Source organism: Acinetobacter sp. ME22, assembly GCF_022012315.1.
Taxonomy (GTDB): domain Bacteria; phylum Pseudomonadota; class Gammaproteobacteria; order Pseudomonadales; family Moraxellaceae; genus Acinetobacter; species Acinetobacter brisouii_A.
The window spans coordinates 171036-188306 of the sequence record NZ_JAKLTL010000004.1; the positions used below are offsets into that span (position 1 = coordinate 171036).

The window sequence follows — 17271 nt, forward strand, 5'->3', positions numbered from 1 at the left end:
TCCGTAAAGAATACAGAGACTTCTACATAAAATAAACCTAGAAAGCATATTCTACTTATAACAAGTCACACAAGCACCTCCACCTTCCATTTCATCATATACTGCATCTAAATCAATCATTTCAATCAACTGATCATCATATAGAGCATTACGACGACGCTTTTTCTTGAATTTTTCAAGCTTTTTCTCATGATCAGCTTTAATTTGAGCAATACGTTCAGGGTCTTCAAGTGTACTTAAAGGTGTATTTTTTCCCATCCAATAATATGTTTCACCATTTGTAGACTTATCATCTGCTAATTTCTTTTCATAAGCTTTAGCTTCTTCAAATTTATCAGGATGACGTTCTTTTAAACGAACCCATTCAATTTTCCGTTGATAAAAGCAAAATGTACATCCACTTCTCGAACGCCATTCATAATACTTTGGCAATCCTAAGCCTGTCCCTTCTAAGATATTTATAATATCCTCTTTAACTAAACCATCTTCAGCAAAAGGCATTTTAGTCGTTAGAAATTTTTGGGTTGGCACATAACCTTCACGCCAAGGCTCGTCAGCGCGGATACCTACATAACTAATAATTTCATAACCTTCATCTAAAAAAGGTTTTACCCATTTTTCAAACGGGACTAATTTCATTTGCACAGTGCACCAGCGCTGATGCCCTGAAGGTAAGAAATGATTATATTCTTTTAGCCAATAGTCGAAATCTTTATCAGAACCTAAACGTAAAATAGGTTTACCTAAATAAGCTTCTAACTTATTTAGATAATCCATAACTTCAGGTAATTCTTTCCCTGTATCTGTAAAAAAATACTCAATATCTAGCTCTGGATAATTATCCCGCATATAAACAGCCAATGCAGCACTATCCTTCCCCCCCGATAGACCTAAAACATGTTTGACTGGTTTATCAATATTCACGTTTCTTCTCCTCACCTATCGGATATAAATATTTTTTCAACAGTTGATATAAAACTACTGCTTTAGCATCATCACTTAATTCTATTGAGTCGACCTGCTTATCTAGTTCAATCTCAATATCATTTAATTTCCCTTGAAGCTTTGAATCAATAATTACATCTCTATTATACTCTTCAAAACCATTAGCAGTATTTACAATGATCGCTAAAGATTGATGTTCTTGATTTGCCTTGAACTCTGACTGAGCATTTTTTACAAAGAAACTTAATTGTTTAAAACGCTGCACATAAGCTGGTAATGCTTCAAAAGCTTTTTTCAAACTTTCATCAGTCCAATCCCTTTCTGGGATTTGCCCAAGTAAAGTAATAATATTAGATATCCACTGCGATGAATCATTAGAACTATTAGATAAGTGCTCCGCAAATTTTTTCATTTGCCAATCTGCTGCTGATTTACTAATAGATTTGGCTTGCTCAATTGTCTCTGAAGTTATTAGCCCTAACTCTTTATATAAACGCTTTTCAAATTTTTTAAATAATTCAACTTTAGCACTCCCAATACTAAGGAAAAAATTAGAAATACTGACTAGAATTTGCTCATCTGTCTTATGACCGACCCCAAGCAAATCGTACATATCATCAAACAATAATTTGTATGGATCATCAGCTTTTACAATAAATGCTCGAAGTTGTTGAACCTCTTCATCAAAAAATTCACTATCTTTTGAGAATTTCACCCAGCTAGATTGCTTTACCATATAAGAAACAAGAAAACGAGCTACTAATAATGGAGTAGCTTCAATATTCTTAGAAAAAACACTATTAATATTTTTTGCTAATAAATATATAAAATGATCCCTATCCTCTGGTTCTTTTACAAACTTTACAGCAACTTCATTCGGTCGCTTTACCAATTTATTTAGAAACTCTTCATCTATTGAACTAATAAAGCGAAACTCTTGTGTAATATCCTTATCATAAAATGCTAAAGCACTTTGCTTAGCTAGCAGTAATGCTAAACCAAAGATTGGTAGTAATCCTTGAGGTATGCCAAAAGGAGGCTGAGACCATTTTGAATAAAGCTCTGCCAAATTAACCAACTTTTTTTGCTCCACGAACAGAGCATAACCAGTTTCAAACATATCAGAAACTAATTTAAAGTTATCTCTCTGTTCTTCATTATTAGCATCTTCAAGCTTAGGTATAACAAAAGACCAAATATCTTGATCCAATTTATATTGATGTAAACCTAACTGCTTTAAACATGATAAATAGATAGCCTTCTCTGGAGGAAATTTATCTATCCCTAAATTCTCCATGTCAGAATTTTCAAGCATCTTTTCTAATAACTTTCTACGACCAGCAGCAGCGGAGCTAGATACATCATGTCGAACGACTAACTCATTTGACACAGATGGAGATGCAGAAAATAGTTTATCTGCTATTTCAGATGAAACCATAGATAATGATTGTGATGAAATAGCCTCTCCGGCAAAATACCATTCAACATTTTCAAACGATTGCTGAAACAAAGAATCAATCTGTTGGTATGCGTAATTTAGCCGTTGCACATATTCCTTTTTTGCAACTGGATCAATCATTAACTTAGGTTGATCTTTATGAATTTCTTTTAAGGCAAAAATTTCTTTAGACCAACTCAAGATCTCATTTAATTTTTTCAGATTTGAAATTGCAAAATATTCATATTCAACAGAAAGTTCTTTTATTTTCTTTACTGTTAATGTTGGATCAGAGATTAAAACAAACTGTGCAAAGGCTTTGCTATTCTTTAATTCGTCACTATTAAATAAGCGCTTGAGTCCAATAATATCACTAACTAAATATTGTCCCATCCAACGCATTACCCCCTTTTGTTGGTAATGTCGTTTAGCAAGAATAGCATTCCCTTTATAATCAATATGATCAAAATAGTTCTGTTGACTACTTAGTGTTTCTAATTTTTCTTGCAATAACTGCTGAATATTTAATTCTGATGTTTCTACAACCTCATAAGAATCTGTTCGATTCCAATATGTGATTATTCCCCAAGACTTAAGATTAGATAAACATTCATCAAGATAATCCAAAGTAGTTGAAGACGCTGGTAATGAAATTGCGATCAATTCTCTTGTTGGATATACTCCTAAAGATTTCCCGAACAAATTCATCATTGCAATAGCTTTAACAATATTAAAGTAAAGCCCATCTAACACGTTATTCTCAGCAGATTCCAGTTTATTTAACTGTTTACTTAATAATCCTAGGGATTCTTCAACTACCCCCCAAGAATGCCCATCTTTAGAACCTAAAATTTGGTGCTGAAGGTTATGACTCAAATAGTTCCATAAATCCACAACAGTATACGTTTTATAGTATTCAACATCAGTCTCTAAATATTTTCTAAAGCTAAATGGCTCAACAGATAAAAGGAAGCTAAAAATGCTACGTTCATTTTGGCTAAAGCTACTTTTTGAAATTGAACCTAATAATACTGTCGTCAATGGATGTAACGGCAAAGCATTAATAAAGTATTGCTTGATCCTAGGACTACTGTTCGTTAATCGTGAACCAATAGTTGATACTACATTATTAATTAATTGCTCATTTAAAAAAACAGCTTGTTCGGGAAGCTTATGCTTTGTTTTCTTAATTGTTTTTGAAATTAATGCTACGGATTCATCTAAAGAGATACGATATGCAATATCAACATAGCGCCCCTGAATCTTTGCCCATTCTAAAGCGATTTGGTGGCTTAATCCTTTTGCATAATCAGCAAAAGACTGATGTAAAATCCCTAAAAAAATAAAAGGGCAATCTTTAGTTGATAGTCTGTTTACTTTTTCAGATAGCTCCTGAAAAAGATGCAAATCCCCACTATTTCGAGCAATATGATCTAATAGTTTCCCCATTTCATCTAAAACAAAGAAACTACCTGATATTTTACCTTGCAATACTTGAAAGACTTCTTCAACCCATTCTATCAATTGACTTTCATTATGCATTTCTTCTGGTAAAAAGAATAAATCATCTTCAAATAATGCTAATAACCCTGCATCATTCAGTGCTTTTATAATAGACTTATAGAATAGCTCAGCAGGTGAAGTTACACCTCCTACAGCTTTAATAATCAACCATGGCTTATCTTCAGAAAAATTAAAAGATTTATCAATTTTTCTAAGAAGCTTTTTATCATTAATAAGGTTTCTAGCCGCACTTCTTATATGACTATCATTATGCAGCAACCCAATTAATATCGTTGCTAATGTTGATTTTCCTGTTCCATAACTTCCCGTTAACGTAAACGATGACTGGGCAGAAGTCTCAAAAGAATCAACTATAGTCTGTAATGAGTTATATGCCGTTCCATGAAAAACGACTTTATTAAAAAATTCTTTTGATATATCTGTATCTAATCGTGTAGATAAAAGATGATTAACATGAATCTGGTAATAATGATTCAAATTCTCTACTTTATTCATTTTCAATTTTTCCACGATAAATATTAGATAACAGCTCTTCTAAATTAATTTCCTTTATCTGATCACAAGCTAGACTCCTCATACCTAAAGTGTCAGTCCATTTAAAACGATCATCTATTAATGCACATTGATTTAAGAAGTAATCTACTGCTGCATTATTTAAACGATACAGTCTTCCGGGACTACCCGGATTAGTTGAAACACTATCCACACTTATTGTTGGTGATTCGATTAAATTTTCTTTCCAATAATCCACTAAACAGTATAGAAAAACTTGCACAGGTAAATTTTTTTGCTCAAGCAAATCTGCCTTAAATTTATGAGATTCAATCTGATAAATAAGGTTTAGTTCATTTAAAGGAGAAATGAAAGTATCTTCATTAAGCTTTTTTCCACTCAATCTTTTTGAATAACATAATAAAAAACAGTCAAAGTCTTTCTGTAAAGTTGCAAGTGATGGTACTTTAAGATCAGTAGATTCTAGCCAATCAATTAAATCACTAACTAATTCAGACTTATCAAAAATTTGTTTATTTGAAAAATTAAAATACCATCGAGAAAATGTTAGATCATTAAATCTCTTCTGAATGAAATAATGTAGTAACCAAGTCGACTCATTCAACTCTAAATATGGATCGAATTTTTCAAAAATATCACCCAATTTTGTTTCATAGCTTAATTTCTTATCTTCTTTATTTTGTAAAGGCACTAGACCCGATATGTCAGACCAATATTTAATACTATTGACCATGTTTTTACCAACACCAAGCTCTACAACCTGTTTTTCAATATTTTTTTCATTTAAATTCAAAGTAGTATAAGCTTTATTAAGCCAACCATAACGCAGGGCAAAAGTTTCATGCCCTGAAAAATGCAATGTAAAGCTAGTTGAGTTCATTTAAAACAGTTTCACTGGAGAGTCGTCTCCAGTGAGAATACTACTAATATGAAATACATTCAACAAACACTCTTTGTTGAATACAAAAAAGAAAAGCCTAAAGCTTTTCTTTTTCAATTACTTGCATTATTTCAAGATATAATTTCATTGCAATTGCAATACAATCTTTAGACTCAATATATTCCGGTAAAAGTATAGATACTAACACCCTATTTTCAGAAATATTTCTTAACTCAATTGATGAATTAAGTAATTGAAACACGATCTTATTAGTTGCATGAATTTTTTCGACCCGATTATCAGCCAAATAAAAGCCATGATATCTAACCAACCAACCTTCAATAAAAATTTTGATAACCTCATAGTTTAATTCTATCATTCAACTATTCCTCTATCGTCCTTCTAACTTAAGTTCAATCCACCGATTCACTTCCCATGCCGACCAACCGATACGTGACTCACTTAAACGTACTGGTTTTGGAAAGGTTGGATCATAGTACTTAGAATCGACATTAATCATTTCATAGATTTTTGCTCGACTAATACTTGTGAATTGAATAACCTCTTTAATATTAATAATTTGATTCATCACAAAAGTTTGACCTGTAATCTCATTCATGATGCTTACTCCTGATCATTGATGCGAGCGGGTATTCGCTCAAATGATGGGCATCCTGTAAAAACTTATTTTTTAGAATACCCATTCCCTGCTCATGTCTAATTCACTACCCGAACACTATGCTGTAAGCCCTGTTGAATCTGCTGAAGCTCGGTCATGTTCTGATTTGGATCGGCTGAGGATGTCTCAGTCGATGGTTCAGAATAAAATTCCTCCACAACCTGCATCCCATCTTCGCCTTCATCCCGATCAAACACAGCATTGGCATAACCTTGCCGCGCCACCTGATCCAGTAATTCCTGTTGGAAGCCACAGGCTAGTGCCTCCTGCTGTAGTTGTTTGGCTTCAACAATCGCTTGCTGCAAACTGATTCCCTCCCTGAGCGTCAGATCCACATAGTAGATTGGTGTGCCATAGCTTTGGCTGGTACTTTTGCCTCTTAAAGTCAGTTGTAACGGTAGGCAGGACAAGAAACCATTCACCGCAGCATGGTAATAACGCAGCCGTGCCGTTAAGGTGCGAATGCTGTTAAAGCCTGTGGTTCTTAGTACAAAGCTGCCGAGTTCATCCTGTTCATCCAAATTGACATATAAACGGGCATAGGGTTTGCACTGTCCACCTTGCGCTAGTGGACACAGATCAGGGGATGGACAAGCATGTTGTTCAACTCCATTGCCTGTGCGACGCTGACAGGTCTCGCCATCACCAATGCACACAGGTCGTCCCGTTTGACGGTCAAACAACGTATATTCGGCACGGAGATTCAATTCAGGATCATCAAATAGCATTCGTACTGGAATGCTTCGAAGTTTCTGATTGGGCATTTTAGCGCGAAGCTGCTCATCCAGTGGATGTTTCACCCAGCCGTCTTTACTGTGAATCTGACTGGTAATAGTAAATTGATCGTCTTTTTCTGGCAGACGTTTGCCATTTTTCTCGACCACTTTACCGATGCTAACGCGACCGAGCACGGGTGGGGTAATAATTAAACCTTTGATCATATTGATGTCCTCTTTATTTAAGTGAATGTGAATGCAATAAAAAATCCCATGAACTGAGCATGGGATGGATTGAGATTGTTGAATGGGTATGCAGTTGAGTGAAGCCTGCCAGTTCAATCGTTGTAAATCTGAAAGCGTCGACTGCCCTGCTTGCTTTGTGGAAACTGCTGTAAATATTCAGGATGTTGTTTGAGTAGTGCCTTACTATCTAAACTGATTGAGTCCTTGGAACGCTTCCAAGTGACTGAACCACCCTGAAACACGGCACGTTCAGCTTCTTGCATCTTGGCTTGTAGCTGATGTTTCAGTAAATCAAATTGCTCCTGATGCTTCTCGATGTGCTGACGGGTTTGAATCAATTGCTCAAACTGTTGATTAGCCTCAGCATCTTCAGATAGATCAGCCGTACTCAGGGGCACATGTTCTGGATAAAGCAATTGCAGCGCTTTGGCAGCCGAAGCGCTAGCATCCACGGAAGGCGGAATATCCTGCTCAACACAATCCCAGAACTGACGTTCCGCTTGGATAATGTGCCTAATCACTGATTCACTGCGGGTGACTTTAAAAATCTTAGTCTCATGTCCACACAGCAACACACAAACATGTGCTGCCTGCTTACCTGTAACAGCCAGTTGATGTTGCACCTGACATAAAACGTAGAGTGGAACCCCATCCCGCCACAGCTTTGCCCCATGTTCGCCTGCGGTTTTACATTCCAGAATCTGTACTTCAGGAGTACCGACCACGGCATAATCCAAATTCGCCAGCATAAAGTGCTTATCTGGATCAGGGTGCTGTAACACGGCATTGACACGTCTGACTTTATGTTGGGTATTCAGGCTGTAGTATTCCGCAACCAGTGGCTCTAGCTGTTTACCCCAGTACAAGGGTGCATGCCCTTGATGATCATCTTCGAGGTTTTGTTGAATCCGTCCAGTTTTAATCATCCATAGTTCTAACATCGACATGTAAGGATTCAGCCCACATGCCGCAGCGCAATCGCTGCTGCCAATGCCTTGCCGACGCACTTCTAGCCATTCAGCTTGGCTGAGTTTTTTGGTATCGACAAAGCGTTTGGCAGTAAACAGTTTCGGACGTTGCTTATTTAGGGCAGCTTGAGTTGATGTAGATGGATTTGAAATTGCTGTATTCATACGAATTTCCTGTCATTGTTAAATTTTGGGCATAAAAAAAGCTGTGTCCGAAGACACAGCTTTGAATGCAATCGAATAGGTAAAAGGCTTTGATGATTTGAAGATCAGAGTTGGCTGGCTTATACGCTAGCTTGAGCGGTAGCTTGTACAGTGGACAGCGATCAAGCTTAGGCAATCAGACGTAAAGCCTGTTCCAGTCCCCGTTGTTTCAGGGCAGCACCTGCCCCAAACCAAGCCGAATCTAGGCGATGATCCTGACTCATGGCACGACGTTCGTGATCAGTAAATTCGGTAATGCTACACAGCAAACCATAAGCTGTGTCTTTGGCTGAGCTGAGTTCAGCACCCCGCCCCTGACCGTTAAACATGCTCATGACTTTGGATAAAGCCCGCCCATTCGGTTCGGTTTTATTCTCGGCTTTGCCTGTTGGGTGACTTTGTGCTTGAGTGGCAACATTACGATAGAACTGAATAATGCTATCGTCCTGATCAGCAATGCTGAGACTGCTGTTGTTAAACACCGCATCGAAATAAGCCGCTGCTTCGGTTTGTGTTACTTTACGCTGACTAAGCTGTTTCATTTCATACATGTGTTCATCCCATGCCCGTACTGAAATGCCGAGTTGCTGTTTGACCTTCTCGGCATCAAAGCGGGTACTGTGTGGGACTTTGACCACCCCTACACTGCTGCTTTGTCCTTTTAGGGCAATCGCCAAAGTGTTGTTACACACCACCCGAATCGAGGTGAATTGCGCAGTGGTGGCTAAGGTGCCATCACATGCGGTTGCCAGTAAGATATAGCCATTACTGACATCCTTGCCTTTGAGCGCTGAGGTTTGTCCCGTTTTTGCCAAAGCCCAGAACTTCTTACCGCCTTTGAGTACCCCTGCGGTTTCCAACTCAAAGCCCGCCTGTTCAGTTAAGTCACGATAGAATTCCAGAATCTCTAAAGGTTGAACTTCCTGATAGCGTTGACTGACGACGGATAAGGGTGCATGGGTATCAGAGCGATATAACACTCGCTGTTCCTCGAATGGCAAGATCAGGCTTTGTCCACGATCATTCTGCGCCATATAGCTGACATTGGAGGATTCAATCCGCCAATCCATCCCCGCTTGTTGTGCCCAGACTTCAATCGGTTGATTTTGAGTGAGTTGATTGCCGAGACCATGCCAAGGGGTTGCACCAACATACGCCATATTTTCAATCAGATGTGCCATAAAATAATTCCTATAAAAAGTGTGTTTTCATCCAAATGAATGGATGAACCGTAAAAGGTTCAATACTAAAAAGATGAATTGCGAATATTTGGACTGAAATCTCGATCACAGTCGTTGCAGTAGTAATGTTGAATCGAAATCGGTGATGTACTTCTTTGTGCATCGTCTTCAGTCATCAACATCCAGACGCCACCGATCAATACACCGACCAATGCTCCTGCAATCGGAGGAAGGTTCAGGCTTTTGGAAATGCTGACGCCTAAAGCTGCCAGTGCCATCGGAGACATGGCGGGATTGCTGTTTGAATTGGATGACGGGGTGATTGGGAAATAATGTGGGGATTGAAGCAGTACCGTATCGCGGGACTGACAATAAGGGCATGACAAACTCATCTGAATTTTTCCTATGGCTAAATGAGCTGAATAAAAAAAGCCTGCTTTGGGGGAAAGCAGGCACAACCTAAATTCGGGTATTGGATATGGCTGATGTGAAATCAGCTATATCGCTCTCATTCAGATGATATGTATCTGTAATTTTTTAGAATGTGCTGTTTCTAAGCACTATGACGATAAATTTTAATGGCTTGATACTGGGATGAATTGACCTGTTTTTTATCAACGATTATCATGCAAGGGCTGACCTACATTGTCAGTCGGTTTTAGCAGACCGTTTCATCTAGCGCATCAGGGTTTATTCTTCTGAGTATTCTCTACGTGCGTAAAACCTTCTCGTCCCCCTTTGCGGTAGAACGGGAGGGGGACGCGTTCGCGCGTGCTGGTTCTAGATGTCCAGTCTGCTAACCCCTTTTCGTTCTGCCACCATTATTTAGCAGTGATGCGGTAGAACTTCTATACATCTAGGAGTCAATCATGACGCAATTTACTGTGCTTTCTTCTCTTGCACCACCGCTGCAACCTTTTATTCCTATTCCATCATTGTGTTCTCACACTGTGCATTAATTGATTTTAAGGCATGGATCAACCACTGAGTTGCTGATTCAGGGGTAGCTTTGTGCTGGAACAACATCATGAAACTGATTGCACAGCTCATCTTAATTGTCATCGTTGTGGTGGCTTTGGGGCCGGGCTTTATTTTACTGCTCGGTGCATTATGGCTACTGATTTATCTCGCAGGCTGGCATAAATAAAACCATCCACATGATTTGAAAACAATAGATAACAATGAATTGGAATACCTATGAAATATCAATCTTGCTTTGTGGTGATTGCCTTTGCACTCACCAGCACCTTACTGCTGGGCTGCGAAAGTAAAGTCAAACGAGACTTTAAAGCAGGCTGTCAGGCAGGTGGTTTAGATCGTTCAACCTGCTCCTGCATTTACGACAAAGTTGAAGAACATTACTCGCCTGAATTTATGGAAAAAATGAGTGATGTCACCGTTCGAGAAACCATGCAACCGCCTGAAGGCTTCAATGTGGTGATGGCAAATGCCGTACAGCAATGTCAGAAATAAGTAGAGGAAAGTATTATGAAAAATTATTTAATCATCGGGTATATTGTCATTGCTTTCATTTGCTCGGTCTATTTCAAGAATTGCAGTAGTACCGCACATTTAAGCTATGCCTACAATCTGGGTAAAGCCGTTGTTTGGCCAGTCACTATTTTTAGAAAATAAATAAGAGAACACTTCCATGAAAAAATTTATCCTCACATGCAGCCTCAGTCTGCTTTGTGGTTCAGTCTTTGCTCAGCCGAATTCCGCCAGCGTTATCGTCAAAAAGATCGAAGGCTTTAGTGAATCAGGTGATGCGTTTAGTTTTAAAACCACCTCAGGTAAACGCTATCAAGTCTATAATGCAGGTGGAGCAAACCCGATTCATGGCGAAGAATTGATTTCTAGCTCAGCAAAAACCAAAAAAACCATTTGCTTACGCCTTGATGCAGATAAAACTGAACCTCGACTGGTTCAGTCTGTTCGTCAAGGGAAATGTAAATAGCCCACTTTTTATAACACGACGGCACAACAATAATATCTACTGACATGGATGCAAGGTCAAACTCCATCCATGTCAGCATAAAAATAGATCAGAGAAATTCAGCCATGAAGCTGATTCAACCATATTTTTATCCAGTTCATTTCTATTCAGTTTAACGGCATGTAGCCCAAATCAGGAAAAGCCTCAAGCAGCCGACACAATCGTAGCACCAAGTCCGAGTGCATCTGAACGACAAGCGTAAGCCATGAGTACAGATACCGATGCAAAATTTATGGATGATGCTGATCAAAGTAATACCAATACTGAGACAGTTCAAACTGTTCAGGATCAATTTGAAGTTTATGCTCGTCGTGAACCTTCGCAAAGTACCATAACAGGCTATGTTGATAAGTTGGATATTATTTCACTCAATAATGACCCCACCACATTAACAGGGTTTCTCATCAATCGGGGAAACTGTCGAACCAAAGGTTTTTTTATGATTTTAAGAATATGCACTATGGTTCGTTCTGCAACACAGGTCTATTTAGGTTGTGCTGCGGAAAATATGCATAAGGTGGCCATCAGTACAAATAATAGCTTGTCATGTACCTATAATTTTTAGGCATTCAAAACACCAAATTCTGACGCGTTTGGTAACGTGAAATTTGATGTTATACTGGACGAAACTGCTGACCGATCCAGCCAGCAGTGTGGTCAATTTTATGCTAAAAACCGCAATTTTGGCAATTTGGATGAATGTAAAGATGAGTCTTTGCCCTAGAGAAATAACGTTTTTTTTGTGCAAGCCATTTTTTGACATATAGCTTAGAATCTTTTTAGGCTTCGCCCTAGCTTTTGTCTTATAGAGCCAACTGAAAAATCATACAAATTATAAGTTTCATGGTTTCCAGCCACATCTCTATTTACAGCTTTTATCCAGATTCTTGCAGCATCTGTAGACAACTTATCATCTAATCTGAAATTGTATTCTATAGTCCGTTCTATTTTTTTATCAAAAAATTTAACCAATTCTTTCATAAATTCAAAAGGAGTATATGTGTCTTCCCGCTCATAAGACCATTTCAAATATAGTATCTCAACGACTCTACTATTTAAATCCGTCTCATCGATCGACTTTAGTGTTTTATGCAACATACTTTGAAATTGTGTCTGCAATTTACTAATTTCAATCACTCGTTCTTGAAAATCAAAATTCTCTTCAGCATACCTAGAAAAGAAGTGTTTAAGTTCATTTAAATAATTATTAATTATATGTTCAATTGGAATTTGGCTTCTTACTGGTAAATCATAAGTCAACTTTAACTCAGTTGCCTGAGAGTTCGCTAAATAACCATTTGAAACATTCACATTCCGACGGTATAAATTTGGCACCAAGTTTAATGGCTCTATATGTTCAGGAAAGTAATTAAGATTATTCACGACTTCCATCTCCAAGTCTCTAATATTTAAATAATTTCCTTTTTCCTCAATTAAAAATTGAGCATAATCCCACCAATCACAAAAGAACTTTTCAAAATCAGGGGTACATATAAAACCATGTAAATCATAATGTTTTATAAAATTTATAAATTTATGCTTAATGATCGCATTTTTATCCAGCTCTTGATTAAATAATTTGACGATTTCCTTTATTCGTATCTCTGCTTTGTCAGGCTTAATTAATGAATGCCCAATATTGATAAATGAATCGTGTCGCCCATATTGAATTGTATGATAAATTTTCTTGACCAACTCAAAGTGTTCACGCCTCATGAGTCCATCATCATCGGCACCTCCCCATAAGTACTCTTGAGCACCTTCTGTAAATACATCTTTTGTCAAACACGGTTCTACATTTTTTTTATGGATTTCATTTAACCATTGATACAACTCCCTCCATTCGTTGCTTCTTTGATTCAAGATTATATTTTTTAAAACTTCAATTTTTTTATTTAAATTATAAACTATTGATTTTCTTCTTATCTCTCTAGTTAAATTAGAATTTTCACTGATACTTTCTTCAATCACATTTTTAACTACACTTTCTAACTTTTTCATTTTTTTATAATTTTTATTCTTAGAGTATTTTCGATAAATTGGATCATTCAGTAATTTTTCATTCGTATATTCATCAATTTGTGAATCAGTCAAATAAAAAAAAATATTTTTAATCATTTTTCTATCTCATTTCAAATTTTTGACGCAAAAGTTGGTCTGTTTGTACTAGTTAATTTAAACCAAAATAATTTTGTTCAATAGACAATTTAATGAGCAAACACAATGAATTTAGAACAATCTACTGAAGTAAAAATCCTACGCTTACCAGCAGTCACCGAAATATGTGGAATATCTCGTAGTTCAGTCTATGAAAAACTCAATCCACGAAGTCGAAGGTATGACAAAGATTTCCCCACGCCCATAAAAATTGGAGTCTCATCAGTAGGCTGGTTCCAACACGAAATTTATGCATGGTTACTAGATAAAAAAGCATAAGCCTTAAGTGCTTATCTTTTCACTCACGTAGTAACAGAAATATATCGACATTACCGATGGGGCTTGATCTTAAGTCCCCTTGTTAACCATTGCTGTCTCTGATTTTGGCATATGTATTCTATATGATTGATATATCTATATATTTATACATAATATAAATAATAGATTCTATATAATTTTGATTGATAAGAACAATTAAACTTATATGAATAAATTATTGATTTCAATATATTAATTATCATTTTTAGATTCTACACATACTATAAATCAGATGGCAGCAATCCGTATTTTATTACCGATTGGAGCTATATCTATGAGCACCATAGAAATTGATCTTACACCTAATCTAAAAGATATAAGTAGATTTGAATTAATCGATGCCTCCCTCCCTTCAGAAGAGTTAGAGCAATCAGTTGAAGTAGAAAATGAAGAATCATTATCAGAACCTTATGATGAAGTCAGTACAGGCATTGAGCTAGAACATGCTTACTCAGATGATGCAGATAACAGTGCTGAAGTACGAAACTTACTGACAACCAATCTGCTCTGTAAACAACAGCTAGACCCGCAAATTGTTGCTTGTCTATATGCAATCCTCATATGTAATCAAATTAAGAAACATCATGCGACTTACCTCTATGGCTGGATTAAGTCAAAACAAAATCAATTAGTTCCAGATCATTGGGAATTGATTTATCCCGAGTTACTGGAATTGATACGAAGCTTTTTACTTGCTAATAAGCAATTGAAATCGCCAATGCATTTGAAGTGTGAAGAATATGATTTAGTAACATTCTCTTTTAATCAAGTGCTTCCAAATGATCAGAATTGTCTATTCGATTTAATTAAGTACCCGAATGATCAGCTCAACGTAATAAATGCAAATGTAATACCGGCAGGTCATAAAAATTCTGTAGCAATAATCGCTAATTCCCTTGTTAAAGAGATTTTTAAAGGCTTAAAAGATGAAAAATTTGTACAACGTGTAAATGATCGTCGAAAGATGGCAAGAAAGCGTAAAAAAAACGTACTGAGATACATCGATAAACTACGTAAAAAATACTCGCGCTTAGTTGGTGTGCGTATTGATCTATATTTACCTATAGACAAAAAGCACTTTACGCCTAAAGAAACTGTAAAGCATTTCCATATAATTTTACAGAAACTACGTCGCAGTAAGTCTATGCGTTTAAAAGGCTACGTTTGGAAGCTTGAGCAAGGCGTAGATCAGGCTTTACACATTCATTGCTTTTTCTTTTTTTGTGGTAGCAAGCATCGTGAAGACATTAGCTTAGGTCGAATGATTGGTGAAATGTGGGATAAGCAAATTGATGGTAAGCATAGCTATTTTAACTGTAATTCCAGCAAGAATCGTAAGAAGTACAAATACGATGCTTTAGGTGTAATCAACCGTGATGATCAGACTAAGTACGACAACATTGCGAAAGTTATTCACTACTTTGCTAAGTTTGAGCAGTACGTCTTACATAGCAGCTTAGAACGCGTCAAAACATTAAATACAGGCGTTTCACCTCATCTACGTAACAAAATGGGTCGCCCAAACCTGACCAAACATTATTGATCTATTTAACCCTATTACAGAGATTTTCAATATGAACCAAGTATTTGTACCCAACGCACAACCTTTATTTATTAATCATACTCAAACACCACCGAATGTTTACCCCAATAACCATGTAAACTTATCATTTGATATCAAAATAACACGTCCACCATACGCCAATGGATACTTTGAGCAAACGGCATTTGGATTAATTGATTTTCAAAAAAAGCTAGAGCAAGATACGATTAAAGTCTTTCCAAAGCCAACCTTGGCTTACCCAAATCCTTTAATGAATCCATTGTGTTATTTTGCGCTCCAGCAAATGCCACTGTTTTCACAGTTTGTAGATCTTTTTAATGGATTTGAAACAAATCCTTATCTCAAGGTTTTCCATAAATTTGCTGTTGAAAACTCACAACTCATGAGATCACTCCAGCCAGTTCCTAATCATATATGGGAAAATTTATTCCGTTGTTTACGTGCTGAACTCTATACAGCTAAAGCCAAACTTCAAGCAAATAAATTTCAAGCCCAAATCCAAAAACTTCGCAATGAACAAAAGACAGTTTTCAGACGTGTCATGCAAACCCAAGAACAAGCCAATTGTATTTTCTTAGAGCTACCATTAATTGCTCAAACTAACCCTCCACATTATATGACGCAGGAAGATGCGGAAAAAGATTCAGTAAAAGTACTGAAAAAATACTTTCAATGGCTACATGCTTCAAAACAGCTCGCAGGTAAACTTTATGATATTCAGTGGCACATCGTTAAAGGGCTTGATCATCATCTAACAGCACAAGCATTCATTTATATACTTGGCGATAAAATAGATTATTTACCTTTATTGCAAGAACAATGGGAAATAGTTTGCTTGGATTATCAGCTACAAGGAATTTTTCCAGAGCCAAAATACACCCATTGCTATGATGGACAAGGTACGGTTCAAAAGGCATGGTTACAACTGATTGAACGCGTACATGAACCACTTGGTTTTTATCGTTATAGAGGCAATAGTATTACTTATTTGTGGAAAGAATACACAGGAAATATCTAGGGTTGGGTTCTATCTATATAGTAAAAGGCTCTGATCAGAGCCTTTTACTATTAATACTGTTTTAAAATTAAATTTGTATTTTCTTAATGGGGGACAATTGGGGGATAAATTAAAAATATAAAATCTTTATTTTATTTTTATCAAAATCTTATACAGAAAATATGATTCCCTCTCTCGCCAGATTTTATTCCTGCAATGTCCTGCAGGATTTCAAAAAGCTTAAATCTAAAGGGTTTAGGCTTTTTTTATGTCTAATACGATCCATTCCATCTATTGCAATCCCGATATAGTTGGGGATATCACTGTGGGAATAATAAATTACCCCCAAAATTATACCCCCAATTCTGCGAAAAAATAGTAATCCTCACAGGCGATCAATTCAGAAAAATCAAGCCATTAGAGAAGAAAACCAAGTATGCTGATGAAAAAGGTATGTACTTAGAAGTCACGCCATGGGGTGGTATACATTGGCGAATGAAATTCCGTTTTAATGGTAAAGAAAACATTTTCAGTATTGGTACATATCCAGAGACCACATTGGCTCAGGCTTGCCGTGCCAGAGATGAGGCTCGCTTAGGACTGAAAGATGGGATTAATCCCAATGAAGCAAAAAACAAAAGAAAATACAGGTCAATGAAAATACACTTTTTAAAGCGCTTGCTATGGAATGGGTGGAAGATCGTAAAGCTGTCATTAAAGAAACGACTTATTTACGTGATTTATCTGTATTTGAAAAAGACCTTTTTCCTACTTTGGGCAATATGCCAATTGACCAAATTAAAGGGAAAGATGTTCTTGCCTGTGCCAAAAAAATTGAAGCACATGGCGCACAAGAAATGGCGAAGCGTTCCATCCCTTTAGCTGGTCGTATCTTTCGTTTCGCGATTCTCAAAAAAGGTTAAATCTTTAGATTTAGACCTTTTT

General features: G+C 36.8%; 17 protein-coding genes and 1 pseudogene. 8 read left to right on the top strand and 10 right to left on the bottom strand.

Annotation, left to right across the window (positions count from 1 at the left end; genetic code table 11):
- Nucleotides 1–51: 51 nt before the first annotated feature.
- From LVY74_RS07795 to LVY74_RS07835, 9 genes are all read right to left on the bottom strand, one after another.
- Entirely contained in the window at nucleotides 52–924 is an 873-nt protein-coding gene (locus LVY74_RS07795) for a phosphoadenosine phosphosulfate reductase family protein (protein WP_237814602.1), read from the bottom strand.
- The gene (locus LVY74_RS07800) at nucleotides 914–4402 is read right to left on the bottom strand and encodes a hypothetical protein (protein ID WP_237814603.1); all 3489 of its coding nucleotides are present in this window, start codon (nucleotides 4400–4402) and stop codon (nucleotides 914–916) included. Before LVY74_RS07800 ends, LVY74_RS07795 begins: the two co-directional genes overlap by 11 nt.
- Nucleotides 4395–5300, bottom strand: coding sequence for a DUF4007 family protein (locus LVY74_RS07805; RefSeq protein WP_237814604.1), 906 nt, complete (start codon nucleotides 5298–5300; stop codon nucleotides 4395–4397). Before LVY74_RS07805 ends, LVY74_RS07800 begins: the two co-directional genes overlap by 8 nt.
- A 97-nt stretch (nucleotides 5301–5397) precedes the next feature.
- Nucleotides 5398–5679, bottom strand: a complete 282-nt coding sequence (locus tag LVY74_RS07810; RefSeq protein ID WP_237814605.1) for a hypothetical protein — start codon at nucleotides 5677–5679, stop codon at nucleotides 5398–5400.
- A 12-nt stretch (nucleotides 5680–5691) separates the two neighbouring features.
- The gene (locus tag LVY74_RS07815) at nucleotides 5692–5919 is read right to left on the bottom strand and encodes a helix-turn-helix transcriptional regulator (RefSeq protein WP_237814606.1); all 228 of its coding nucleotides are present in this window, start codon (nucleotides 5917–5919) and stop codon (nucleotides 5692–5694) included.
- A 98-nt stretch (nucleotides 5920–6017) separates the two neighbouring features.
- On the bottom strand, nucleotides 6018–6920 hold the full coding sequence (locus LVY74_RS07820) for a recombination directionality factor (RefSeq protein ID WP_237814607.1): 903 nt from the start codon (nucleotides 6918–6920) through the stop codon (nucleotides 6018–6020).
- Between the two features lie 113 nt (nucleotides 6921–7033).
- A complete protein-coding gene (locus LVY74_RS07825; RefSeq protein WP_237814608.1) occupies nucleotides 7034–8074 on the bottom strand; it encodes a YqaJ viral recombinase family nuclease in 1041 nt (346 codons plus the stop codon).
- Between the two features lie 167 nt (nucleotides 8075–8241).
- Nucleotides 8242–9294, bottom strand: coding sequence for a DUF932 domain-containing protein (locus tag LVY74_RS07830; RefSeq protein ID WP_237814609.1), 1053 nt, complete (start codon nucleotides 9292–9294; stop codon nucleotides 8242–8244).
- Between the two features lie 65 nt (nucleotides 9295–9359).
- On the bottom strand, nucleotides 9360–9686 hold the full coding sequence (locus tag LVY74_RS07835) for a hypothetical protein (RefSeq protein ID WP_237814610.1): 327 nt from the start codon (nucleotides 9684–9686) through the stop codon (nucleotides 9360–9362).
- An 805-nt stretch (nucleotides 9687–10491) separates the two neighbouring features.
- Between LVY74_RS07835 and LVY74_RS07840 the strand changes: the two genes are divergently transcribed.
- From LVY74_RS07840 to LVY74_RS07855, 4 genes are all read left to right on the top strand, one after another.
- Complete coding sequence (locus tag LVY74_RS07840; protein WP_151709378.1) at nucleotides 10492–10767, top strand: hypothetical protein; 276 nt, start codon at nucleotides 10492–10494, stop codon at nucleotides 10765–10767.
- Between the two features lie 15 nt (nucleotides 10768–10782).
- Entirely contained in the window at nucleotides 10783–10929 is a 147-nt protein-coding gene (locus LVY74_RS07845; RefSeq protein ID WP_237814611.1) for a hypothetical protein, read from the top strand.
- A gap of 16 nt (nucleotides 10930–10945) precedes the next feature.
- Nucleotides 10946–11251, top strand: a complete 306-nt coding sequence (locus tag LVY74_RS07850) for a hypothetical protein (protein ID WP_151709379.1) — start codon at nucleotides 10946–10948, stop codon at nucleotides 11249–11251.
- A gap of 244 nt (nucleotides 11252–11495) precedes the next feature.
- Entirely contained in the window at nucleotides 11496–11855 is a 360-nt protein-coding gene (locus LVY74_RS07855; RefSeq protein WP_237814612.1) for a hypothetical protein, read from the top strand.
- A 203-nt stretch (nucleotides 11856–12058) separates the two neighbouring features.
- On the opposite strand, the gene LVY74_RS07860 is transcribed toward LVY74_RS07855, so the two are convergent.
- Nucleotides 12059–13408, bottom strand: a complete 1350-nt coding sequence (locus LVY74_RS07860) for a hypothetical protein (RefSeq protein ID WP_237814613.1) — start codon at nucleotides 13406–13408, stop codon at nucleotides 12059–12061.
- A 105-nt stretch (nucleotides 13409–13513) separates the two neighbouring features.
- Here LVY74_RS07860 and LVY74_RS07865 point away from each other — a divergent pair, with 105 nt between their 5' ends.
- The 4 genes and pseudogenes from LVY74_RS07865 to LVY74_RS07880 all read left to right on the top strand — a co-directional run.
- Complete coding sequence (locus LVY74_RS07865; RefSeq protein WP_237814614.1) at nucleotides 13514–13726, top strand: helix-turn-helix transcriptional regulator; 213 nt, start codon at nucleotides 13514–13516, stop codon at nucleotides 13724–13726.
- A 313-nt stretch (nucleotides 13727–14039) separates the two neighbouring features.
- Nucleotides 14040–15308 carry a YagK/YfjJ domain-containing protein gene (locus LVY74_RS07870; protein ID WP_237814615.1) on the top strand — a complete coding sequence of 423 codons (1269 nt, stop codon included), beginning with the start codon at nucleotides 14040–14042 and terminating at the stop codon, nucleotides 15306–15308.
- Nucleotides 15309–15339: 31 nt separating this feature from the next.
- On the top strand, nucleotides 15340–16347 hold the full coding sequence (locus LVY74_RS07875) for a hypothetical protein (RefSeq protein WP_237814616.1): 1008 nt from the start codon (nucleotides 15340–15342) through the stop codon (nucleotides 16345–16347).
- 360 nt (nucleotides 16348–16707) lie between these two features.
- Nucleotides 16708–17240: pseudogene (locus tag LVY74_RS07880) on the top strand (tyrosine-type recombinase/integrase); the annotation flags it as partial.
- Nucleotides 17241–17271: the final 31 nt, after the last annotated feature.

Bases quoted from the DNA above. Each gene is read 5' to 3' on its own strand.
- LVY74_RS07800 (WP_237814603.1), bottom strand. From the start codon at position 4,402: ATGAATAAAGTAGAGAATTTGAATCATTATTACCAGATTCATGTTAAT.
- LVY74_RS07805 (WP_237814604.1), bottom strand. From the start codon at position 5,300: ATGAACTCAACTAGCTTTACATTGCATTTTTCAGGGCATGAAACTTTT.
- LVY74_RS07810 (WP_237814605.1), bottom strand. From the start codon at position 5,679: ATGATAGAATTAAACTATGAGGTTATCAAAATTTTTATTGAAGGTTGG.
- LVY74_RS07815 (WP_237814606.1), bottom strand. From the start codon at position 5,919: ATGAATGAGATTACAGGTCAAACTTTTGTGATGAATCAAATTATTAAT.
- LVY74_RS07820 (WP_237814607.1), bottom strand. From the start codon at position 6,920: ATGATCAAAGGTTTAATTATTACCCCACCCGTGCTCGGTCGCGTTAGC.
- LVY74_RS07825 (WP_237814608.1), bottom strand. From the start codon at position 8,074: ATGAATACAGCAATTTCAAATCCATCTACATCAACTCAAGCTGCCCTA.
- LVY74_RS07830 (WP_237814609.1), bottom strand. From the start codon at position 9,294: ATGGCACATCTGATTGAAAATATGGCGTATGTTGGTGCAACCCCTTGG.
- LVY74_RS07835 (WP_237814610.1), bottom strand. From the start codon at position 9,686: ATGAGTTTGTCATGCCCTTATTGTCAGTCCCGCGATACGGTACTGCTT.
- LVY74_RS07840 (WP_151709378.1), top strand. From the start codon at position 10,492: ATGAAATATCAATCTTGCTTTGTGGTGATTGCCTTTGCACTCACCAGC.
- LVY74_RS07845 (WP_237814611.1), top strand. From the start codon at position 10,783: ATGAAAAATTATTTAATCATCGGGTATATTGTCATTGCTTTCATTTGC.
- LVY74_RS07850 (WP_151709379.1), top strand. From the start codon at position 10,946: ATGAAAAAATTTATCCTCACATGCAGCCTCAGTCTGCTTTGTGGTTCA.
- LVY74_RS07855 (WP_237814612.1), top strand. From the start codon at position 11,496: ATGAGTACAGATACCGATGCAAAATTTATGGATGATGCTGATCAAAGT.
- LVY74_RS07860 (WP_237814613.1), bottom strand. From the start codon at position 13,408: ATGATTAAAAATATTTTTTTTTATTTGACTGATTCACAAATTGATGAA.
- LVY74_RS07865 (WP_237814614.1), top strand. From the start codon at position 13,514: ATGAATTTAGAACAATCTACTGAAGTAAAAATCCTACGCTTACCAGCA.
- LVY74_RS07870 (WP_237814615.1), top strand. From the start codon at position 14,040: ATGAGCACCATAGAAATTGATCTTACACCTAATCTAAAAGATATAAGT.
- LVY74_RS07875 (WP_237814616.1), top strand. From the start codon at position 15,340: ATGAACCAAGTATTTGTACCCAACGCACAACCTTTATTTATTAATCAT.